This is a genomic window from Polynucleobacter sp. 80A-SIGWE, from assembly GCF_018882295.1.
GTDB lineage: Bacteria > Pseudomonadota > Gammaproteobacteria > Burkholderiales > Burkholderiaceae > Polynucleobacter.
In genome coordinates, this window is the sequence record NZ_JACVOR010000001.1 from 186,239 (window position 1) to 208,739 (window position 22,501).

The 22,501-nt window shown below is 46.7% G+C and carries 21 protein-coding genes; 11 read left to right on the plus strand and 10 right to left on the minus strand.

Annotated elements, in window-relative coordinates; genetic code table 11:
- Positions 1-82 precede the first annotated feature (82 nt).
- Genes ICN25_RS00970 through ICN25_RS00990 form a run of 5 tightly spaced genes read left to right on the plus strand, consistent with a single transcriptional unit; the run spans position 83 to position 4,900 of the window.
- Positions 83-661 (plus strand): glutathione peroxidase, encoded by a 579-nt coding sequence (locus ICN25_RS00970; RefSeq protein ID WP_216178630.1) that lies wholly within the window; start codon positions 83-85, stop codon positions 659-661.
- Positions 661-2,049 (plus strand): FAD-dependent oxidoreductase, encoded by a 1,389-nt coding sequence (locus tag ICN25_RS00975; RefSeq protein WP_216178631.1) that lies wholly within the window; start codon positions 661-663, stop codon positions 2,047-2,049. The genes ICN25_RS00970 and ICN25_RS00975 overlap by 1 nt, the downstream gene beginning before the upstream one ends.
- On the plus strand, positions 2,050-2,835 hold the full coding sequence (locus ICN25_RS00980) for a DUF1365 domain-containing protein (RefSeq protein ID WP_216178632.1): 786 nt from the start codon (positions 2,050-2,052) through the stop codon (positions 2,833-2,835).
- Entirely contained in the window at positions 2,832-4,127 is a 1,296-nt protein-coding gene (locus ICN25_RS00985) for a cyclopropane-fatty-acyl-phospholipid synthase family protein (protein ID WP_216178633.1), read from the plus strand. Before ICN25_RS00980 ends, ICN25_RS00985 begins: the two co-directional genes overlap by 4 nt.
- Positions 4,124-4,900 (plus strand): SDR family oxidoreductase, encoded by a 777-nt coding sequence (locus ICN25_RS00990; RefSeq protein ID WP_216178634.1) that lies wholly within the window; start codon positions 4,124-4,126, stop codon positions 4,898-4,900. Before ICN25_RS00985 ends, ICN25_RS00990 begins: the two co-directional genes overlap by 4 nt.
- 9 nt (positions 4,901-4,909) lie before the next feature.
- On the opposite strand, the gene ICN25_RS00995 is transcribed toward ICN25_RS00990, so the two are convergent.
- Genes ICN25_RS00995 through argS form a run of 3 tightly spaced genes read right to left on the minus strand, consistent with a single transcriptional unit; the run spans position 4,910 to position 7,961 of the window.
- Positions 4,910-5,572, minus strand: coding sequence for a thiol:disulfide interchange protein DsbA/DsbL (locus ICN25_RS00995; protein ID WP_216178635.1), 663 nt, complete (start codon positions 5,570-5,572; stop codon positions 4,910-4,912).
- Positions 5,569-6,183, minus strand: coding sequence for an SPOR domain-containing protein (locus ICN25_RS01000; RefSeq protein ID WP_216178636.1), 615 nt, complete (start codon positions 6,181-6,183; stop codon positions 5,569-5,571). Before ICN25_RS01000 ends, ICN25_RS00995 begins: the two co-directional genes overlap by 4 nt.
- A gap of 50 nt (positions 6,184-6,233) precedes the next feature.
- The gene (gene argS, locus ICN25_RS01005; RefSeq protein WP_216178637.1) at positions 6,234-7,961 is read right to left on the minus strand and encodes an arginine--tRNA ligase; all 1,728 of its coding nucleotides are present in this window, start codon (positions 7,959-7,961) and stop codon (positions 6,234-6,236) included.
- Between the two features lie 35 nt (positions 7,962-7,996).
- Here argS and ICN25_RS01010 point away from each other — a divergent pair, with 35 nt between their 5' ends.
- Positions 7,997-8,314, plus strand: coding sequence for a DUF1840 domain-containing protein (locus ICN25_RS01010; RefSeq protein ID WP_216178638.1), 318 nt, complete (start codon positions 7,997-7,999; stop codon positions 8,312-8,314).
- A 21-nt stretch (positions 8,315-8,335) separates the two neighbouring features.
- Here ICN25_RS01010 and metH read toward each other — a convergent pair whose 3' ends face one another.
- Positions 8,336-11,083 carry a methionine synthase gene (gene metH, locus ICN25_RS01015; protein WP_216178639.1) on the minus strand — a complete coding sequence of 916 codons (2,748 nt, stop codon included), beginning with the start codon at positions 11,081-11,083 and terminating at the stop codon, positions 8,336-8,338.
- A complete protein-coding gene (locus ICN25_RS01020) occupies positions 11,080-12,144 on the minus strand; it encodes a homocysteine S-methyltransferase family protein (protein WP_216178640.1) in 1,065 nt (354 codons plus the stop codon). The genes metH and ICN25_RS01020 overlap by 4 nt, the downstream gene beginning before the upstream one ends.
- A gap of 78 nt (positions 12,145-12,222) precedes the next feature.
- Here ICN25_RS01020 and ICN25_RS01025 point away from each other — a divergent pair, with 78 nt between their 5' ends.
- Positions 12,223-12,672 carry a PhaM family polyhydroxyalkanoate granule multifunctional regulatory protein gene (locus ICN25_RS01025; RefSeq protein WP_216178641.1) on the plus strand — a complete coding sequence of 150 codons (450 nt, stop codon included), beginning with the start codon at positions 12,223-12,225 and terminating at the stop codon, positions 12,670-12,672.
- Here the strand turns inward: ICN25_RS01025 and ICN25_RS01030 are convergent.
- The gene (locus tag ICN25_RS01030) at positions 12,584-13,669 is read right to left on the minus strand and encodes an MBL fold metallo-hydrolase (protein WP_216178642.1); all 1,086 of its coding nucleotides are present in this window, start codon (positions 13,667-13,669) and stop codon (positions 12,584-12,586) included. The genes ICN25_RS01025 and ICN25_RS01030 overlap by 89 nt on opposite strands.
- A gap of 23 nt (positions 13,670-13,692) precedes the next feature.
- Here ICN25_RS01030 and ICN25_RS01035 point away from each other — a divergent pair, with 23 nt between their 5' ends.
- The gene (locus ICN25_RS01035) at positions 13,693-13,869 is read left to right on the plus strand and encodes a DUF1289 domain-containing protein (RefSeq protein WP_216178643.1); all 177 of its coding nucleotides are present in this window, start codon (positions 13,693-13,695) and stop codon (positions 13,867-13,869) included.
- A gap of 14 nt (positions 13,870-13,883) precedes the next feature.
- Here ICN25_RS01035 and ICN25_RS01040 read toward each other — a convergent pair whose 3' ends face one another.
- Positions 13,884-14,867: an MDR family oxidoreductase gene (locus ICN25_RS01040; RefSeq protein WP_216178644.1), complete on the minus strand. Its 984-nt coding sequence runs from the start codon at positions 14,865-14,867 to the stop codon at positions 13,884-13,886.
- A gap of 87 nt (positions 14,868-14,954) precedes the next feature.
- On the opposite strand from ICN25_RS01040, the gene ICN25_RS01045 reads away from it, so the two are divergent.
- Genes ICN25_RS01045 through ICN25_RS01055 form a run of 3 tightly spaced genes read left to right on the plus strand, consistent with a single transcriptional unit; the run spans position 14,955 to position 16,452 of the window.
- On the plus strand, positions 14,955-15,257 hold the full coding sequence (locus ICN25_RS01045; RefSeq protein WP_216178645.1) for a hypothetical protein: 303 nt from the start codon (positions 14,955-14,957) through the stop codon (positions 15,255-15,257).
- 21 nt (positions 15,258-15,278) lie between these two features.
- Positions 15,279-15,767 carry a flavin reductase family protein gene (locus ICN25_RS01050; protein ID WP_216178646.1) on the plus strand — a complete coding sequence of 163 codons (489 nt, stop codon included), beginning with the start codon at positions 15,279-15,281 and terminating at the stop codon, positions 15,765-15,767.
- A gap of 22 nt (positions 15,768-15,789) precedes the next feature.
- Positions 15,790-16,452, plus strand: a complete 663-nt coding sequence (locus ICN25_RS01055; RefSeq protein ID WP_216178647.1) for a glutathione S-transferase family protein — start codon at positions 15,790-15,792, stop codon at positions 16,450-16,452.
- A 67-nt stretch (positions 16,453-16,519) separates the two neighbouring features.
- On the opposite strand, the gene ICN25_RS01060 is transcribed toward ICN25_RS01055, so the two are convergent.
- From ICN25_RS01060 to ICN25_RS01070, 3 genes are read right to left on the minus strand one after another with little or no spacing between them, the layout of a single operon-like run.
- Positions 16,520-19,555 (minus strand): efflux RND transporter permease subunit, encoded by a 3,036-nt coding sequence (locus tag ICN25_RS01060; protein WP_216178648.1) that lies wholly within the window; start codon positions 19,553-19,555, stop codon positions 16,520-16,522.
- Between the two features lie 7 nt (positions 19,556-19,562).
- Entirely contained in the window at positions 19,563-20,894 is a 1,332-nt protein-coding gene (locus tag ICN25_RS01065; protein WP_255536624.1) for an efflux RND transporter periplasmic adaptor subunit, read from the minus strand.
- Positions 20,872-22,407 carry an efflux transporter outer membrane subunit gene (locus ICN25_RS01070; protein WP_216178649.1) on the minus strand — a complete coding sequence of 512 codons (1,536 nt, stop codon included), beginning with the start codon at positions 22,405-22,407 and terminating at the stop codon, positions 20,872-20,874. Before ICN25_RS01070 ends, ICN25_RS01065 begins: the two co-directional genes overlap by 23 nt.
- Positions 22,408-22,501: the final 94 nt, after the last annotated feature.

Genomic DNA, 22,501 nt, shown 5'->3' on the forward strand with positions numbered 1-22,501 from the left:
ATTAATGGCATTGCGCTAGGCTCAACGATATTTGCCAGAATGTCTTAGACTTGGACATCCCAGCCCCACCCAAAGGTTCAAGATGATTCGTAATATGCCGAGCTACTTACTGGCACTATTTTTCCTGCTACCGGCCATGCAATTCGCAAAGGCGGCTCCTCCAGCATCAGCCAGCTGCAGCCCCCTCCTGTCCCATACCTTCCCCAGATTGCAGGATGAGGCACCTCAAAACCTCTGCCAATATCAAGGAAAAGTTGTTTTGGTTGTTAATACAGCTAGTTTTTGTGGCTTTACCAGTCAATATGAAGGCCTTGAGAAGCTGTATGCCAAATACAAAGATCGCGGCTTCGTTGTACTAGGATTTCCATCCAACGATTTTGGACAACAAGAGCCGGGTAGTAACAAAGAGATTGCTGACTTCTGTAAAAATACCTATGACGTGAAGTTCCCCATGTTTGCCAAGAGCTCAGTCAGTGGCAGCAATCCCAATCCATTATTTAAGATGCTGATTGCTAAAACTGGTACAACTCCTAAATGGAATTTTTATAAATACCTCATTGATCGCAACGGCAATGTTGTGGACTCATATGGCAGCATGACTAAACCATCGAGCAGCAGCATTACTGGCGAGATAGAAAAACTTCTTGGAGAGAAAATTTAGTGGGTAAGAAAAAAGTTGCCATCATTGGTGCCGGTATATCTGGCTTAGGATGCGCATATGCATTAAGGCAGCACCCAGATTTAGATATCACCATATTCGAAGGTGGAAATCACATTGGCGGTCACAGCAATACTGTAGACCTCACACTTGAAACACCTCAAGGCAAAACTACTCATGGGGTGGATACTGGATTTTTAGTATTCAATCGCAAAACCTATCCTCGCTTAGTTCGCCTATTTGAAGAAATTGAAGTGCCGATTGCCCCATCGGAGATGTCTTTCTCAGTATCGATTGATGCCAGCGAAAAAACTGGGCGCAGCAAAAAAATTGAATGGGCTGGTAACGATCTCAATTCTTTCTTTGGGCAACGATCTAATTTGTTCTCGCTTTCATTTTGGAGAATGGCTTATGACATCTTGCGCTTTAATCGCCTTGCTACTCGGCTCGCCGAAGAACAAATCACTTCTAAGCTCGAATACTCAGAACCTGATGAGCGTATTAAAGATTTTTTAGATCGCAACCGCTTTAGCACCAGCTTCAGAGAAAATTATTTCCTGCCGATGATTGGCGCTATCTGGTCATGCTCTGTTGAGCAGATGCTAGAGTTTCCAATTCAGACTATGGTGCGTTTCTGCCATAACCATGGCCTTTTGCAAATTCAGAATCGCCCGCAATGGCTTACTGTTAAAGGCGGTTCAAGAGAGTATGTAAAGCTTTTAGTGGCGGCCCTTGAGAAACATCAAGTCCAATTTGTGCGCGAATCCGCAACGCGAGTTAATACAAGTCAAACTAAAAACTCTCAGGTTGAAGTCATTACCGCATCTGGGTCACACTGGTTTGATGAAGTAATCATGGCTTGTCATAGCGATCAAACTTTAGAGCTAGTGCATGGTATTGACCAAGATGCTCGCAATATTTTGGCCTCGGTTCCTTATCAAAAGAATCGTGCGATTTTGCATACTGATATCAATTTCTTGCCAACTAGCGAGCGCTGCTGGGCAGCCTGGAACTACACTGCAAAATCAGGTGCAACACCAACTGCACAACAACACGTTAGCGTTAATTATTTAATCAACCGCTTACAACCTCTACCTAAAGCATTCGAGAGCACGCAGATTATTGTGAGCTTGAACCCATTGACAGACCCTGATCCAAAATTGGTGCACGAAGAAATTCATTACTCGCATCCAGTCTTTGATATGCGTGCTGTACAGGCACAAAAGCAGTTACCTTTGATTCAAGGCAACTCTTCAGTTTGGTATTGCGGAGCATGGACTGGTTTTGGCTTTCATGAAGACGGTCTGCGATCAGGCGAATTGGTTGCAATGGATCTAATGGAAAGCATCTCTCATCGCGTTAAATCCAGCTCCATTAAAGATGTTCAGTAAATGAATTTGCCAACGATTAATTTCGGAGCGGTTAAGCATCGGCGTTTTCGTCCTGCTAAAAACGCGTTTGGCTATGGTGTATTTACTTTATCTATTCCAATGCGAGCGCGCAGGAATGATCCAGTATTACTCAGCAAACATGGTCTTAGAGACAATCGGTTTGGACTGTTTTCATTCTTCGACCAAGACCATGGCCTAGGAAGTCAGGATAGTCTTTCTTGGATCGAAACAATTCTTGAAGAAAACAACATCCAGAATATTGATGGCGAGATTTGGCTACAAACTTTCCCACGCGTACTCGGCTATGTCTTTAATCCTGTCAGTTTTTGGATCTGCACCCAAGCCAATGGCCAGGTTCAAGCAGTGCTAGCAGAGGTGAATAACACCTTTGGCGAACGACACTGCTACTTACTTCATCACGACTCTGGAAAAGCTGTGCAATCTGGGGAGACTCTAGTAAGTAAGAAGGTCTTCCATGTTTCACCTTTCTGCGATGTTCGCGGGGAATATCACTTCCGCTTCTTATTTCCTCAGGATAGTCATTCAAAGCGGAATATCGTTTGCCGAATTGAGCTCCATGAAGATGGCGCCCCATTGATCAATACCAGTATCAGCGGCCTTGCGCAGGCACTGAGTAAAAGTGCCCTCTATCTTGCGTTCTTGCGGTACCCGCTGATGAGCCTGGGTGTCATCGGCCGGATTCACTGGCAGGCATTGAAATTGTGGCTAAAAGGTGTACCCTTTTATTCAAAACCTAAACCACCAGAACTTGAAATTACTCGATGAATCGCCCCGGTCAATCTCTACTATCTCGACTCACATTCTCCCGTCCGGAGAAGCGGGAGTCTAAGCAACAACAATATCGTGCAAGTACACAGACTTTATTCAGTCTCCTGGCGCAATTGCGTAGCGGGCATTTAGTTCTTACATTACCAAACAAAGAAGTAAGAGAGTTTGGAAATAGCTCGGACCAACTGCATGCAGAAATTCAAGTTTTAGACTGGTCAGTATTTAAGCAAGTTTTATCTCACGGCGATATTGGCTTTGCCGAGAGCTATATTCGAGGTGAATGGAATACGCCAGACCTCAAGTCTGTTCTAGAGCTAGCTATTCGTAACCGCACCATTTTAGAAAAAGCAATCTATGGAAGCTGGTTAGGTTCTATAGCGTATCGTCTGAGGCACTGGTTTAGAGATAACTCCAAATCTGGAAGTCGTAAAAATATTCATGCGCACTATGACCTAGGCAATGCGTTCTATACCCTGTGGCTAGATCCGTCGATGAGCTATTCAAGCGCTTGGTTCTCCGAGGGAGACAAGCAATCCCTGATGGATGCGCAGCGCGCCAAGATCAAACGCATACTAGACTCCATCCACGCTAAACCGGGCGACCAGCTACTAGAGATTGGCTGTGGCTGGGGCGGCTTTATGGAAGAGGCCTTACGTAATGGCAATCAAGTTACAGGTCTCACTTTATCCACAGAGCAAAAAGCCTTTGCAGACAATAGACTTCAAAAGGTCAATGCAGAAGTGGGTAATCAACAGAAATTCGAGGTACGCCTTCAGGACTACCGGGACTGCGCGCAACAATTTGATGGCATTGCCTCAATTGAAATGTTTGAAGCGGTTGGCGAGAACCATTGGGGTGAATACTTCCAAACAGTTGCCAAGAGACTGAAAGCGGGTGGCCGAGCCTGCATACAAACTATCGTCATCGCAGAAGACTTGTTTGATCGCTACCGACATAGCACTGACTTTATTCAGCAATACGTTTTCCCGGGCGGTATGTTGCCTTCACCTTCTAAATTTAAGGCTGCTGCGGCTAATGCGGGTTTAGAGGTTGAGGCAGAGTTTGCATTTGGTGCTGACTATGCCAAAACCTTATGTCTATGGCGCGATAGCTTTAATCATAAGATTGAAGAGATCTATCGCCTTGGATTTGATGAAGCTTTTATTCGACTGTGGAATTTCTATCTCATGTATTGCGCCGCTGGATTCTCTGAAAAGAATATTGATGTCGTGCAATACACCCTCAAACACTCAGATGTTGCTCACTCGAACGATGCCCTGCGCCCATGAAACAAAAAGGATTTGATTCATTTGTAAATCAACGTATTTGGATCATTGGCGCTTCCAGTGGAATTGGTGAAGCCTGTACACAAGCCTTCATCAAGGCGGGCGCAAGAGTTGCTCTTTCTAGTCGTCGCGCTGAGAAACTCAATACCATCGCACAATCCGCAGAACCGGGGCAGGCCTTAGTCTTGCCGCTAGATGTCACTCATCAAGAACAGCTCATTTCAACCTACCAGGCCATCCTCGGATCCTGGGGTGGCTTAGACCTATTGCTATTTGTGTCAGGTGTGTACACCCCATTACGTGCCGATAAATTTGAGTTTGAGATTGCGCAAAAAACCATTGATGCCAACCTACTTGGTCCTATGAGAGCAGTCAGCATTGTTTTACCCAATATGCTCAAAGAGCATGCCGGCCATATTGCCATCGTGGGTAGCGTTGCTGGATATAGTGGGCTGCCAAAAGCCTTGGCCTATGGACCTAGCAAAGCAGGAATTATTAACTTCTGCGAAACCCTGTACTACGACTTGCTACCGCAGGGTGTGAGCGTGCACATGATTTCACCAGGGTTTGTAGCAACCGAAGCGACTGCACAGAATGATTTTGAAATGCCTGCACTCATCACTGCTGAGGAGGCTGCAAAAGAAATTCTCTCAGGACTACAAGCTGGAGAATTTGATATTCACTTCCCTAAGCGGTTTTCAGGATTCTTAAAGTTCCTCAGAATCCTGCCTTACCCACTCTATTTTTGGATCGTACGACGCTTCGTCAAAATCTAAGACTCTGAATTACTTGTACTTGTCCTTGCGGATTTTTTGCTCCAAGTAATCCATCACTGCAATCGCTTTAGCTTTGGTTCCAGCAATCGATGGAGAGGTCACATAGCGACCCTGCATCACAATAGTTGGCACGCCATCAATGCGGTAAGCATCAGCCATCTGTCTTGCCGCACGGGCTTTAGAAACAACCGCAAATGAACGATAAGTAGCCAAGAAAGTATTGCGATCAATACCCTGAGAAGCAACCCAATCTGCAATCTCATTTTCTGTCATGAGACGCTTATTTTCTTTATGCATGGCGTACATCACCTTGTCATTCATCGCCTCACCCTTGCCCATAGCCTCTAAGGCATAGAACAATTGGCTGTGTGGCATGAAGTCATCACGGAAGGCAACTGGCACCTTACGGAATGTGACATCCTTTGGTTGGCGCTTGAGCCAAGCATTTAACTCTGGCTCAAAGTCATAGCAATGCGGGCAACCATACCAAAAGAACTCGATGACTTCGACCTTGCCTTTAGATTCAACGGGCTGAGGGACAGGCAGAATGCGGTAATCAAATCCCTCTTCGATCTTAGGACTTTGCGCAGTAGCAAGGCCTGAAAAAGAAAAGGCCAGACCAAGAATGGTTGCGGATAAAAGGGCTCTCTTAGACTTAGATAATGTAATCATGATTTGCTGGATTTAATAACGCTTGGTTTAATGCCCATGCCATTTAACTTATCTCGCACAGGATTACTTTCTTCAACACTGTTGTATGGGCCAACGCGCACTCGCCAGAGCGTGTTGCCTTCGCTACTAATTTCACTCAATTGAGACTGAATACCCTGAATAGCCAAGCTAGCCTTTTGCGCATCTGCATCCGCACGCTTATTAAACGCACCAACTTGTAAGAAATAAATAGCATCTGATTTTGCAGTAGAGGCTGGAGCGACATCTACTGGCTTCTTGCCATTGGCCAAATCAGCAATGGGATCTGGCGCACTAGCGGCAGGTGCAGCAGCCTTACCTTGCAAAGGCTTATTCAGGTCGAGCGCTTCCGCTGGGGCAGCAGCCTCTCCTTCGGCAGGCGCTGGTCCTGATTTAATAGTTAATGGGAGATTGGGAGCTCTAACTCCGGGGCGCTCTTGAGGCGTATTTTTAGAGAGGTAAAAGGCAATCACAAAAGCAACGCCTAGGCCAACTCCAAGCCCTAAGATAAAACCAAGAATAGTGCCGCCATACTCGGGGCTCGAAGACTGTGTCTTTGGAGCGAAGCTGGTGTGTTGATTGTTTTTTTTCATCGTGTCCCCATCCTTCTTTTTACTTCTTAAGTGCTAGCAAGTACTACAGCTTACATCTTAGCGGGTGCTGATACACCCAATACTTTTAATCCATTTTCAAGCACTTGACGAGTCGCCGAAAGTAAGGCGAGACGGGCTAATTTCAATGCAGGGTCGTCCACCAAAACGCGGTCTGCGTTATAGAAAGTATGGAAGTCTCCCGCTAAATCACGCAAGTAGAAAGCCAAAGCATGTGGCGCCAAATCTGCAGCCGCATCAGTGAGCATTTCTGGGTATTCAGCTAAGCGGCGCAATAAATGATCCGAAGCTTTGCTTTGCAACAAAGAAAGGTCTGCGCCCTTCAGATCAGAAACTTGTCCGCCCCATTGAGTCAAGATTGAGCAAATGCGAGCATGAGCGTATTGCACATAGAAAACTGGGTTCTCATCATTCTGCTGTAAGGCTAAATCCACATCAAACACAAATTCAGTATCGGCTTTGCGAGAGATGAGGAAGAAACGCACGGCATCTCGTCCACGCTGCAGTGCAAGCTCGCGCTCATCAGCAGTCATCTCTGGCGTAACTCCACCAGACCACTCAACCAAGTCACGCACAGTCACATAGGAGCCTGCACGTTTAGATATTTTGACTTCTTCACCATGGCGCATCACTGTCACCATCTTATGCAATACATACTCAGGGTAGGTTTTTGGAATCTCCCAACCACGCTTCTGAGCCACGCCCTGTAAGCCTGAGCGCACACGGGTGATCGTGCCATGGTGATCACTGCCTTGGACATTAATCACTTTTTCAAAGCCACGATTCCATTTACTGGTGTGATAAGCAATATCAGGCACAAAGTAGGTAAAGCTACCATCAGACTTTCGCATGACGCGATCTTTATCATCACCATCATCTGTTGTCTTGAGCCAAAGTGCACCCTCAGACTCATAGGTCTTACCAATGCTTTGCAGCTCTTCGACAATTTTTGCAACACTACCATCGGTATACAAAGAAGACTCTAGGTAGTAGCAATCAAACTTCACACCAAATGTTTTTAAATCGATATCTTGTTCATTGCGTAAATACGCAACGGCAAATTGACGAATGGCCTCAAGATCATCTTTATATTCAGATGAAGCCTTAAAAGCGGTTGCAATCTCTGCAATGTATTCACCGTTATAAGCGCTCTCTGGCCAAGCGGCATCACCTGGCTTAAGTCCATTTAATCGAGCTTGCACTGAGAGTGCCAAGTTCGCAATCTGGACTCCAGCATCGTTGTAATAAAACTCGCGGTGCACTTTAATGCCCTGCGTTGCTAATAAGTTTGCCAAGGCATCGCCGAGTGCAGCCTGACGGCCATGACCAACGTGTAGTGGTCCAGTCGGATTAGCAGACACAAACTCAATCATGGCACTGGAGACTGGGGCAGCTTCTGGAGCTAACTGACCAAACTGGGATCCTGCCGTGAGAACCTCTTGTACCACCGCAGTTTTAGCGGCGTTGCTCAGGCGAAAGTTGATAAATCCAGGGCCCGCGATTTCGCAAGAGGCGATGAGGTCAGCATAGCCGGGCTGCTGCTCAAGGCGCTCAACCAACGCTTGAGCCAACTCCCTAGGATTTAGCTTCCAAGCTTTGGAGAGCTGGAGGGCAATATTGCAAGCGACATCGCCATGGTCTACTGCCTTAGGGCGCTCTAAACGAGGTGCAGGGGCATCGCCCAAACTACGCTCCTGAGCTAAACCCTGCAGGGCTGCGCTCAGCATTTCAATTAAACGATTTTTATTAGTTAACAACATAGATAAGTGAGTTTATCAGGTGGTAAGCTATCGAAATGATCTATCAATTTCGCTCCAAAGCGGGTCCTGACGTCATCATGCTGGCTGATCTGACCCAGCGAATCTTTGAAATTTTGGGCCGCCCATTAGAGCCGAGAGGTATTTTGACGGTTGAGCAATTGCCAGCCCTCATCACCGCCCTAGAAACCGCCATTCTGAAAGACCTGGAAGAGCGGGCTAAAAGTAATGCGGCTGATCAAGAAAATACTGAAAAACCGAAGCTGGCCGATAGGCTGGGCCAGCGCGCCTACCCCTTCTTAGAGCTCATGAAACAGTCCAAAGCCAAAGATGAGCCAGTGATGTGGGGCGTTTAAAGCACCACATCTAGGAAGCTATTAGTCGATCGAGCTAGCCAGCTGGCGACGGATGTCTTCAACAGACTCATTACGGCGCTTAGCAAGATCTTCAATCTGGTCTGCTGACAACTTGCCTACATTGAAATAACGCGCGTCTGGGTGTGCCAAGTAAAAACCACTGACACTAGAAGCCGGGTTCATGGCCATCGACTCAGTCAAGGTCATACCAATGTCTTCCGAACCAATCACGCGCAATAAATCTTTTTTCACTTCATGTGCAGGACAAGCTGGATAACCTGGCGCCGGGCGGATGCCGCGGTATTCCTCATTGATCATTTGGTCATTCGTCAAAATCTCATCAGTTGCGTAACCCCAAAGATCTGTACGAACGCGATGGTGCATCAACTCTGCAAACGCCTCTGCCAAACGATCAGCCAAGGATTGCAACATGATTGCGCTGTAGTCATCATGCTTTGCATGAAACTCAGCAACTTTTTTCTCAACACCGTGACCGGTTGTAACAGCAAAGCAGCCGAGGTAGTCAGCCACCTTAGAATCTTTTGGCGCTACATAATCCGCCAAGCAACGATTAGGTCGACGAACCCCATCAACTACTGGGCGCTCAGACTGCTGACGTAAGTTGTGCCAAACAAACAATGGGTGCTCGCGCGATTCATCGCTGTATAAGACGATGTCATCACCTATCGTGTTTGCTGGATAGAAAGCCACTACCGCATCAGCCTGCAACCACTGACCTTTGATTAATTTATCTAATAGAGCCTGGCCATCTTCAAATACTTTGCGAGCCTCTACGCCAACAACTTCATCATCCAAGATTGCTGGGAACTTACCAGCCAAATCCCACGTCTGGAAGAATGGCGTCCAATCAATGTATTTAGCAATATCACTTAAAGCGAAATTCTTAAAAACACGGCGCCCAATAAACTTCGGCTTCTCAGGCACATAACTAGCCCAATCAATCAGCTCGCGATTCTTGCGTGCAGCTTCTAAAGAGATCGTTGGCGATGCTTTCTTGTTGGCATGCTGCTCACGAATACGGACATAATCATCGCGCAGATCTTGAATAAATTTCTTAGCGCTTTCATCGGATAGCAAGCTTGATGCAACGGATACCGAGCGGGACGCATCAGGCACATAGACCACAGGGCCATCGTAATGTGGCGCAATCTTCACGGCAGTATGCACACGAGAAGTTGTAGCGCCACCAATCATCAGCGGAATTTGACGTTCACGGAAATAATCATCACGTTGCATCTCTTGAGCAACGTAAGTCATCTCTTCTAAGGATGGAGTGATCAAACCAGATAACCCAACAATGTCTGCTTTTTCTTCTTTGGCACGTTTCAGAATTTCTGCGCAAGGGACCATCACACCCATATTGGCAACTTCAAAGTTATTACATTGCAGCACTACTGTCACAATGTTTTTACCAATATCGTGCACGTCACCTTTAACGGTCGCCATCACAATCTTGCCTTTGGCCTTGGCTTCGCCTCCAGAAGCAATATGCAGGCGCTTTTCTTCCTCAATGTAGGGAATCAAAATCGCTACCGCTTGTTTCATGACACGCGCACTCTTAACCACTTGTGGCAAGAACATCTTGCCAGCACCAAACAGGTCACCAACAACGTTCATGCCATCCATTAAAGGGCCTTCAATGACCTCAATTGGACGGCCACCTGCACCCATAATTTGGGCACGCAGCTCTTCAGTATCTTCTTCAATAAAGGTAGTAATGCCATGCACTAAAGCATGAGTTAAACGATCACGCACGGGGGCTTCACGCCATACCAAGTTCTCTACTTGCTTGGCGCCACCGCCCTTAAATTGGTCAGCAATATCTAGCAAACGCTCAGTTGGAGTCTTGCCGTCTTTTTCTTTAAAACGATTGAGCACCACATCTTCAACGCGCTCACGCAATTCAGGATCTAGGTCTGCATAAACGCCAAGCTGCCCCGCATTGACAATACCCATGTCCATACCCGCTTGAATGGCGTGATACAGAAACACAGTGTGAATGGCTTCACGTACGCGATCGTTACCGCGGAAAGAGAAGCTAACGTTGGAGACGCCACCACTCACTTTCGCGCCCGGCAGATTTTCTTTAATCCAGCGAGTCGCATTAATGAAATCTACTGCGTAGTTATCGTGCTCTTCAATACCAGTCGCAATGGCAAAGATATTAGGGTCAAAAATAATATCTTCTGCTGGGAAGCCAATCTCATTCACCAGAATTTGATAGCAGCGCTGACAAATTTCAGTCTTGCGTTTAAAAGTGTCTGCTTGACCTACTTCATCAAAAGCCATCACTACAGAAGCTGCGCCGTAACGACGAATTAGACGCGCTTGTTTTCTGAAAGGCTCTTCACCCTCTTTGAGAGAAATTGAGTTAACAATCGGCTTACCTTGAATACATTTCAGACCCGCTTCAATCACACTCCATTTAGAGGAGTCGATCATGATTGGTACACGAGCAATGTCAGGTTCTGAAGCAATCAAATTCAAGAAGCGCGTCATCGCTGCTTCAGAATCTAACATCGCTTCATCCATATTGATGTCAATGACTTGAGCGCCATTTTCAACTTGCTGTCTTGCAACTACCAAGGCTTCATCAAATTGATTATTCAAAATCATGCGGGAAAATGCTTTGGAGCCTGTAACGTTAGTGCGCTCACCAATGTTTACAAAACCTACTTCAGGCGTGACATTGAAAGGCTCTAAGCCTGAGAGCTTCATTGGCGGCATTGCCTTAGTAGTCTTACTCATGCTGATACCTCCGCGCTCTCGCGATAGAAGGCGCGTGGCTTGCGCTTAGCAACCGCATTAGCAATCGCACGAATATGGTCTGGCGTCGTTCCACAGCAACCACCTACGAGATTGACTAAGCCATCTTTTGCAAAACCATCAACAAGGCTGGATGTAATTTCTGGAGTCTCATCAAAGCCAGTGTCACTCATTGGATTAGGCAAGCCTGCATTGGGATAGCAAGATACAGCGGCATCGCAAATGCGAGCAAGCTCAGCAATATAAGGACGCATCAGCGCAGCACCTAAGGCGCAGTTCAAACCAAAAGTTAATGGCTTAATGTGGCGCAAGCTATTCCAAAACGCTTCAACTGTTTGTCCAGACAAGATACGACCAGAAGCATCAGTCACTGTTCCCGAAATCATCACTGGCAAACGCTCACCAGTTTCTTCAAAGAATTCATCTAGAGCAAACAACGCAGCTTTGGCGTTGAGTGTGTCAAAAATAGTTTCCACTAAAAATAAATCAACGCCGCCTTCAAAGAGGCCTTCAATCTGTTCGCGATAAGAAGCACGCAATGCATCAAACGTTACATTGCGAGCGCCTGGATCATTTACATCCGGAGAAATACTGGCCGTTTTTGGAGTGGGTCCAATTGCGCCCGCCGCAAAACGTGGCTTATCTGGCGTAGAGTATTTTTCACAGGCAGCACGCGCTAATTGAGCAGAGATGACATTCATCTCACGTGCCAAGCCCGCCATTTTGTAATCTTCTTGCGCAACAGAAGTGGCGCCAAAAGTATTGGTCTCAATAATGTCTGCGCCCGCATCCAAATACTGCTCATGAATCTTGCTGATGATTTGTGGCTGGGTGAGAACTAGAAGTTCGTTGTTACCCTTGATATCACCAGGATGAGCCTCAAAGCGCTTGCTAGTCGGTAATCCACGGTAATCCGCCTCATTAAGTTTGTATTGTTGAATCATGGTGCCCATAGCGCCATCCAAAATCAGAATGCGCTGCTTCAGTAGCTCGGGAAGTGCCTGACCACGGGTGTAAGGCTGGGATAAACCATTAGATTGCATTGCTTAACCGGGATTAATCTCTAGAATCTCTTATTGTATTGGCATTAAGCCACTTTTATCTGACCCGGAGCCTGCCCTATGTTTGGAACTATCCCTGAATTCAATCAAAGCCTAGAAATGATGAAAACCATGTGGGGTCAGGGAGCAGGCGGATCGACGCCAGGGCAATTTCCCTTCACTACAGACGCCTCTAAGGCTGCCGGGGGGTTCGGCTCCGCATTTCCAGGGCTTGATACCGATGAGCTAGAAAAGCGCATCAAGGACCTGAAAAGCGTTGAAAACTGGCTCAACCTCAATCTGAACATCCTGAAGTCAACAATTCAGGGCTTAGAAGTACAGCATGCCACCATGATGGCCCTCAAATCCTTCGGAGATGCTGTTTCAGCAACTGCTGCTGCCGCTACCGGCGGATCTACTGAAGAGTCCGGAACGAAGGCTTCTAAACCACGCAAAACCGCAACACGCCGTCGTCGCAAAGCTGGCGACTCAACTTTCCTCGACGAAGTAGGTAATTCAGATGAGCAATAGCCTCACCCATAGCAAATGTCATTTGGTGAATATCTAATTCACGCCTAAATAAAACCGGCACTATCTCACGAGCAGTTGCCGGTTTTTCACATGCTCCAAGAGTTTCTGCCAAGCGCTCATCGTGATGCGCTTTCAACTGATCAATCCGCGGCTTCATTCCTGTAAATGGCTTGCCATGCGATGGCAGTACTAGTGCGTCATCAGGTAGCGGTAGATATCGATCTAAAGAGCTCAGATATAAACCCAAAGGATCTGCATCTGGATCAGCATCATAGACACTGACATTAGTGGAGATGCGCGGCAACAACATATCTCCAGAAATTAATACGCTGAGATCTTTACAGAAAAGTGAAGCATGTTCAGGCGCATGACCAAATCCCATGATCACTTGCCACTCATGTCCACCAATCAAAATCATTTCACCATCAATGATGCGACGATATTGCCGCGGCACGCCCGGAACCATATTGCTGTAGTAATTTGAGCGCGCCCGAATTTTTTCTAAATCTTCTGGCGCAATCAATCCATGTTTCTGAAAGTGATCCGCAGAACCGCCGCCGCCAGCGCGTGCACCAACCGCAGCACCACCCTCTTTATGACTCAGCCATTGCGCGGTTAAATAATCCGTCATAGAAATCCAGAGCGGCGCATTCCATTTTTCGCAAAGCCATTGAGAGAGTCCCACGTGGTCTGGATGCATGTGGGTTACGATCACCCTGAGCACCGGCAAGCCCTCTAGCTGAGTAGCAAAGATCTGATCCCAAGCTGCTTTTGTCTCATCATTAGCAATCCCACAATCCACGATGGTCCAGCCCTGAACGCCTTCAAACTCGTCACGTAGCAGCCATAAGTTGATATGGTCTAAAGCAAACGGCAGGCGCATCCGCAACCAACGAACACCAGGCGCGACCTCCATTGAACTACCCACTTCCGGCAAAGCATCAGCTAAGGGATAATGAATAGAACTAAGATCGCTGGATTGGTTTTTGGTATTCATCTTTTTTCTATTCTAGGTTTGCTTTGACAACAGTTCCATCACCTTGTATCAACTGGTGCGACATCAACCCTGAAAATGGTTTTTGCCGTGGCTGCTATCGCACGCTATCGGAGATTGCAGACTGGTCTGAACTTTCTAACTCTGACAAGCTTGAGGTCTGGGGAAAACTGGAAATACGCAAACCTCAAGCACCACAGTAAGCATTGTTTATTACTTATTTATTGACATCCACAATTAAGCGGCCACGCACATTGCCCGCCATCAGCTCTGCCGCATATTTAATAGAATCCTCCAAACTAATTTCGTGAGAGATCTCCTCTAGAGTTTTGAGATCAACCAATTTACTCAATTGCTCATAAGCAGCAATGCGTTTTGCTTTTGGTACTGTCACACTATTGATGCCATACAAAGTGACGCCACGCAAAATGAATGGCGCAACAGTCGATGGAAAATCCATTCCTTGAGCAAGACCACAAGCGGCAACTGCACCATCACTCTTGGTTTGAGCACAGGCATTAGCTAATGTATGACTACCAACGCTATCGACTACCGCTGCCCAACGCTCTTTTGCTAAAGGCTTACCAGGAGCTGAGAGTGCGGCACGATCAATCACTTCACTCGCGCCTAATTTCTTTAAGTAATCAGCCTCAGACATACGACCAGTACTGGCAACAACCGTAAAGCCCAGCTTGCTCAAAAGAGTAATAGCAAAGCTACCAACACCACCTGCGGCGCCAGTCACTAAGACCTCGCCATCACTAGGCTTAAGGCCATGCTTTTGTAAAGCCATCACACACAGCATTGCGGTGTAGCCAGCAGTACCAATGGCTAGAGCCTGCTTAGCAGTAAATCCTTTTGGCAAGGGAATAAGCCATTCGGATTTCACGCGCGCTTGTTGAGCCAATCCACCCCAGTGGCCCTCACCAACGCCCCAACCGTTGAGTAACACCATGTCGCCAGCCTTAAATTCTGGGCTAGCGCTCTCTAATACTTCCCCTGCGAAATCAATACCAGGAACCATAGGAAAGCTACGTACCACCGGACCCTTGCCGGTAATTGCTAAGCCATCTTTGTAATTCAGCGTGGAATAGAGCACCTTAACTCTGACATCCCCCTCGGGCAAACTAGCCTCATCGACCTGAGTAAGCTCAGCTCGATAACCTTGATCATCTTTATTTACCAAAATTGCGTTAAACATGTCTCTTCCTTTTTAAAGCGCTGCATTCCCCACAGCGAATACGTAATAGGTTTATCCTAACGAGCATTGCTGATTATGGAGGTTTCCATGAAAAAAATTCTACTATTAACTACGATTTCTGGCTTAGGGCTGATTGGCTGCTCATCGAGTCAAATTAACATGTCCATGGGCAATATGCGCCTCATTACCTCCAGCGCAGCACCTCAAGACGTGATGGACTTTGCCAATACGACCTGTAAGAATGATTTCTACCAGGGCGCAAGCTTCCTTTCTAAGGCCGGCAAGGAATATCGCTTTAAATGCGTTAAAGCCGAAGAAAATGAAATCCTGACTCCAATTCCAGGCACGACTATTCCCGTCGATGCACCCGCTGCGACTGCAGCAAAGTAAGTAACTAAATAAGCAAACAAAATGACCCCATTTACCTCCCAAGAGCTCCGCAAAGGCTTTTCTTCCTTTGCAACTGGGGTCACAGTCATTACCTGCTTAGATTCTGACCAGAATGCTCACGGCATCACCATCAGCTCATTCAATACTGTTTCATTAGAGCCACCACTCATTTTGTGGAGCCTTAAAAAGCATTCACGCTTAATGCCCAATTTTGAAGTCGGTCACAAACAGCTAATTCATGTCTTGGAGCGCTCACAAGAAGCAATGGCAATGCACTTTGCCACCGTAAAAGAAAATCAATTTGTGAGCATCCCCCATAAGCTTGCAGAAAGCGGGCTTACCCAAATTGAAGGATGCTGCGCATACTTTGAGTGTGAAACTGTTTCTGTTCATACTGGTGGCGATCACAATATCATCGTCGCTAAAGTACTTAACCTAAAGCACACCCCAGAAAGTCACCCGCTCATATTTGCACACAGCAAATTTATGGGCTTAGATTCATCACTTTAAAAATAACAAAATAGGAATTCTCATGATTCGCTTATGGGGAAGAAAAAGTTCCATCAACGTGCAAAAAGTGTTGTGGTGCCTTGCAGAGCTGGGGCTGGAAGAGGGTAAAGATTTTGAGCGCATTGATGCTGGCCTTCATTTTGGGAAAAATCGCACCCCTGAATTTCTAGCACTCAACCCCAATGGCCTAGTCCCGACTCTGCAAGACGGTGATCTTGTGCTCTGGGAATCCAATACCATTTTGCGATATCTGGTTCGTCAGTACGATAAGTCGAAGCGCTTTCCAGAAGACATTGCCAGTCAGTACCAATCTGAGAAGTGGATGGATTGGCAACTAGGTACGATGTGGCCAAGTTTGCGCGTTGCCTTTCTTGGACTTACTCGGACACCTGAAAACGAAAGAAACTACGAGGTCATTCACAAGGCATATCAAGACACTAATGCTTTGCTCGCATTACTTGATCAACAGCTGACTAATCAGCGTTATTGCTCAGGAGACTCTTTCAATATTGGAGATATTCCACTGGCGCTCTGTGTAAGCAGATGGATTCTCTTAAATGAAACTTTTCCAGAGCAAACGGGGGCGCGCCTTTCTTTGCAGAACGTCGAAGCATGGATGCAGCGCATAGAAGCAGAAACTCAGTACAGCATAGTTGCAGAAAAAGAACTGAATATTGTGAAGTAAGTCAGGCGCTCCAATAGAAAAGGGTGAACTGAGCTCACCCTTTTTCTTTAGCCACTTGCAGAATCAATTACTGTTGCTTGAATTTCTTCTGATGGTGGTCTGCACCAATAAACAAGTACATCGCTGGCACTACAAAGAGCGTAAATAGAGTGCCGATCGACAAACCAGTAAAGATCACAATACCCATCGATTGACGGCCAGCTGCGCCAGCACCAGAGGCAATGACGAGAGGCACCACGCCCAATACCATCGCTGCAGTAGTCATCAAAATCGGACGCAAACGCACGCTACTTGCTTCCACGATAGCGTCCAACTTACTGCGACCAGCTTCTTGCAATTCATTGGCAAATTCCACAATCAATATTCCGTGCTTACTGATTAAACCCATCAGCGTGACAAGTCCAACCTGGGTATACACGTTCAAGGTTGTGAATCCAAGGTTGATAAAGATAAGTGCGCCAAACAAGGCAAGTGGCACTGAAACCAAAATCACAATCGGATCGCGGACGCTTTCAAACTGTGCAGCCAAGACTAAGAACACGATCAAGATCGCAAAGAACATCGTCACCAAGAAACCGCCTGACTCCGCCATGAACTGGCGGGATGGGCCGGCGTAATCCATGGTGTAACCATTGGGCGCAACTTCTTTCAAAGTTTGACGCATGAACTCGAGCAAATCCGCTTGAGAAATAAATGGTGTACTCACACCAGAGATCGTTGCAGAGTTGAGCTGCTGAAAGTGATTAATAGATTGGGGAACTACTTTTTGCTTAATCGTCGCAATAGTGCGCGCCTGAATCATCTGCCCACTAGGCGTACGGATGTAGTAATCCAAGATCTGATCTGGATTTAAGCGGTCCACTTGCTTTACTTGTGGAATGACGCGATAGGAGCGGCCAGCTACAGAGAAGTAATTGACGTAACCGCCACCCAAAGCAGCGGATAGCGCGCTACCAACCTGCTGTTGAGTCATGCCTAGTGCGGCAACTTTTTCACGATCAATTTCTAAAACGTCTTGTGGCTTATCAATCTTCAAATCTGAGTCCACAAAGAAGAAATTGCCACTACGACGAGCCTTATCCAGAACCGCTTGAGATACTTCGTTGAGCTGCTCGTAAGACTCGGTAGTGTTGATTACCACTTGAACCGGCAAGCCCTGCGCGCCAGGCAAAGCCGGAAACTGGAAGGCTGCTACGCGAGCGCCTGCGATTGCATTCCACTTGCTTTGCATATCTTCTTGGAACTTCGTGGCATTGCGACTACGTTGATCCCAATCCTTGAGCAATACACCGCCAAAGCTACTGGTTGGACTGGTGATCTGGAACATCTGTTCATACTCAGGCTCTGCTGCTGATATTTGATAAATCTGATCAGCGTAGGTCTGCATCTGATTAACTGTACTGTTGGGTGGGCCTGAAGCCTGCATCAACACAATGCCCTGGTCTTCTGTTGGCGCTAATTCAGCACGCGCAGTAGCGTAAAGGTAAGCGACTCCACCCAATAAAATCACACCCATCACAATGATGACCTGCCAAGTACTCAAGAGTTCACGTAAAGTGGTTTGATAACTGTGGTGCACCTTATCGAAAATGCGATCGATCTTTTGCACAAACGAGGAAGCTTCTTGCTCCTCAGTAAAGATGCGGGAACACATCATCGGAGAGAGCGTCAACGCAATCAATCCCGATACCGCCACCGCACTTGCCAAGGTAAAGGCAAACTCAGTAAAGAGGGCGCCTGTTAAACCGCCCTGGAAGCCAATCGGGATATAGACCGCGATCAATACAATCGTCATTGCCAAAATTGGACCGCCTAATTCACGCGCGGCGATTAAAGAGGCCTCTAGCGGGGACTTGCCTTCTTTCATATGACGGTCAACGTTCTCAACCACGATGATGGCATCGTCCACTACCAAACCAATTGCAAGCACTAAAGCTAACAATGTCAGCAAATTAATGGAGTAACCCAATACTTGCATTAAGAAGAATGTCCCAATCAAAGAGAGCGGCATCGCAATCACAGGAACTGCAACTGCACGCGCACTTCCCAAGAAAAGGTAAATCACCACCGTCACAATCAATAGTGCTTCTAGTAAGGTAGCTACTACTTCATCAATCGAAGTAGTAATGAACTTTGTGGAGTCATAAACTACTTTGCCCGACATACCTGTTGGCAACTGCTTCTGAATATCTGGTACTGCGGCACGAACACGTTCAGCTACATCAAGCAAGTTCGCCTGAGGCGCTACCTTGATGGCAATAAATACTGAGCGCTTGCCACTAAATGCGACATTCGTGTTGTAGTCCTCGGAGCCCATACTCACAGTCGCCACTTGATCTAAATAGACAATATTGATGCCATCTTTTTTGACAACCAATTTTCGGAACTCATCAAGCGTGTGTAGATCTGTACCAGCCACTAAGTCCACGGCAACCATGTCGCCTTTAGTGCTACCCACCGCTGATAGGTAGTTATTGGCGGCCATCGCGCTATAGACATCATCAGCACCCACGCCAAGGCCAGCCATCTTCTCGCGATCGAGCCAAGCGCGAAGTGCAAATTTTCTGCCGCCAGTGATTTCAGCATTTTGGACGCCGTCTACGGCATCCAATTTTGGTTTGACTACCCGCAATAAGTAATCGGTAATCGCATTGTTCGGAATGTCATCGCTATAAAAGCCCATGTACATCGCCGCAGTCGACTGCCCAATTTGCACAGTCAATACCGGTTGCTGGGCTTGGGGTGGCAGTTGATTCTTGACCGAACTAATCTGCGTCTGAATTTGCGTTAATGCTGCGTTGGAATCGTAATTCAGTTTGAGAGTAGCGGTAATCGTCGAAAGACCGCTCACGCTCATTGATGACAAATAGTCGATACCTTGAGATTGAGCAATCGCCGTCTCTAATGGTTGCGTAATAAATCCAGCAATCGTCTCAGGATCAGCACCATAGTAGGCTGTTGTAATGGTAACAATCGCATTTTGGGTTTGCGGATATTGATTGACTGGCAAAGATCCAACCGCCTTCAAACCAAACACCAAGACAAGCGCACTCACTACCAGTGAGAGCACTGGTCTACGAATAAATATGTCAGTCCAATTCATCTAGGACTTATTCCTGTGGCTGCGGGTTTGGGGAATTCGAAGGCAACACTTTGTTGTTCACAATCAGCGGTGTACCGTTCTTCAGCTTGAGCTGACCGCTAGTAACCACTGTTGCGCCCTCTTCAACCCCCTTGAGAATCGCTACTTGGTCGCCACGTGTTGGCCCTGTAGTCACAAAGACTTGCTGGGCCTCAAGCGCCGGCTTGCCCTGCTTATCTTTCTTACCAGTTGGCTTGGCAATAAAGATTGTCGAACCGTAAGGGTTATAAGTCACAGCCGTTTGGGGCAAAGTCAGCATCTTCACCTCATCACCCAGCTTGATATTCACATTCGCAAACATACCCGGCAAAATCTTTTTATCTGGATTAGCTAGTTGAGCTTCAATCTGAATATTTCGGGTATTGGTATCCACCTTCGGACTGACTGCAGTGATCTTGCCAGTGAAGCTCGCATCTTTGAATGCGTCAGTCGTCACTACAATTTCTTGGCCCACCTTAATCTGCTCAGCATTGCTTTGGGGGAGATTGAAATCTACAAAAATAGGATCCAAGGTTTGAAGGGTGAGCAACTTATCACCTGGGTTAACAAACTGACCAGGGTTAATCATCACGATACCTACACGGCCGCTAAAGGGGGCCTTCAAATTCTTCTTGGCAACTAAGGCGGTTTGCTGTTCTACCTGAGCTTGCTTGGACTTTGCGTCTGCTTTGCTTGTATCAAATACGTTCTTACTAATCGCCTGAATCGCCAACTGCTGTCTATCACGCTCATTAATGACTTTAGCCAAATCTGCCTGAGCCTTCAATGAATTCAGTTGCGCAACATCCGAAGCATCATTCAACTTAATGAGTAGGTCGCCTTCTTTTACATCCATGCCAGATTTAATGGGCACGGTTTGTACAAGGCCACCGATTTCAGTGCTGAGATCTACACCCCTAAATGCGCGCACATTACCAACGCTGGAGAGCTTAGGCTGCCATGCAGTGGTCTCTACTACCATCGTGGAAACAGTTGCAGGGGGCAATCCCATACCAGCAATGAAGTGCTTGATCATGAAAGTCTTGAGTTGATTAAACCCAAAGATCAAGCCCAGCAACAAAAATACGCCACACAACATAATGGTCATGCGTCGACCCAAAGGAGTCATCGATTGCAGTTTGGCGTTGACCTTACTGCGCAAGAAGCGTTCGCGCAAGCGAAACCAAAATCCTTTAGTTTTTTCCCCCAGCGCAATAAGTCTCTCACGCAGTTTCCACTCAACTGCCTTCGCAAGCATCCAAGCCCACAAGGCAACTGCAGCAGCAGTGACTTTGGTTTTAATTGTTTCCAGAAGTTTCATTTTGATCTTTGTTCGCTATGGCTTTTGGTTGAAAGGCTGGGCCGGTACGATTCCACCAGCCGCCGCCTAGTGCTGCAAATAATGCTGCCGTGTCAGAGAATCGAGTTGCTTGCGCAGAAACCGATTTGACTTTAGCAATTTGATATTGATTTTGATAATAGAGAACAGCCAAGTAACTTGCAGTGCCTAACTTATATTGCTGCTGCACTAACTCTAAAGTTTCATAGGCGTAACGCTCTGCGTCTGATGCAGACTTCAATGCTTGGGCACCAGTCTCTAAAGCGCGTAAGGAATCTGCCACTTCTTGAAATGCTTTGAGCACAGTAGCTTGATATTGATAAACCGCTTGCTCGTAATTAGCAATCGCACCACGGCGTTGTGCCAATAACTGACCACCCTGAAACAACGGCTGGAAGATGCCGCCAGCAATAGACCACAGAGTAGCGTTCGGTCCAAACAAAGCTGCACTAGTGAGTGCCGCAGATCCAATGGCACCCGTAATATTAAATTGTGGCAATAAATTAGCGGTGGCTACACCTACCAAAGCATTCGTTGCCTTGAGCTGCGCTTCTGCTGCACGGACATCTGGGCGTTGACGCACAAGGCTTGAAGGCACTGACAGTGGTAACTTCTCTGGCAAATGCAAAGACTTCAAATCAAACTTGGTGATATTGGCATTGCTAGGCAACTCACCCACCAATACTGCCAACTGATTGCGCGCAAACGAAAGATTGCGTTCATAAGTAAATAAATCTACTTGCGAGTTGGAAACTAAAGTCCTTTGTGATGTCACGTCTACTCTTGAGACTGTGCCAATGACTAATTGCTTTTCAGTAACTTCGGCTAAATTGGTTTGCGCTTTCAGAATTTCTTCGGTGGCTTGCATTTGTGCGCGGAGTGCAGCTTCACGGACAGCACTAGTCACAATATTGGCTGTTAGGGAAAGGTATGCACCCTCCAACTGAAACTGCGCAATCTCTGCCTGAGCTCTTGCGCCTTCAACCGCACGACGTGCACCACCAAACACGTCGAGCTTATAGGTGACGTTTACAGAGGCGTTATACAGGTTGTAGGTGTCGGAGCCATAAGGCAAGCCATAAATAGCGGAAGGTTGGAGCTGACGTGTAACCCCACCATTTAAACCAATGGCTGGGAAATACTGACCACCAATTTGTGCGCTGACGTTTTCTTGACTGGCACGTAGGGCAGCATCAGCAGCGCCTAAATTTGGGTTTTGCTGCAAAGCTTTTTTGATCAATACATCAAGCTCTGGAGATTTAAATAATTCCCACCACTGAGCCTCAATATCCGCACCCTCAACAAACTCTTGATCGGTACCGCCTGGAACACCAGGCGCAGTAGCTAGTTTTTTAGAAAGCGCAGTCTCGGTATAGGTAGAGGTATTAGGAGCATCAGGCTGTTTGAAGTCGGGACCAACAGCACATGCAGAGAGAAACCCCGCGGATAACAACGGAAGGTAACGCAAAATAAAGAATTCTTTTGAACCAAACATGTACTGTGACAAATTTCCTTTTCTACAGCAGATATTTGAACATACTTTTCTAATCCAGTCTGTGTAAAGCCTTGATTTAACTAATGAATTTTGT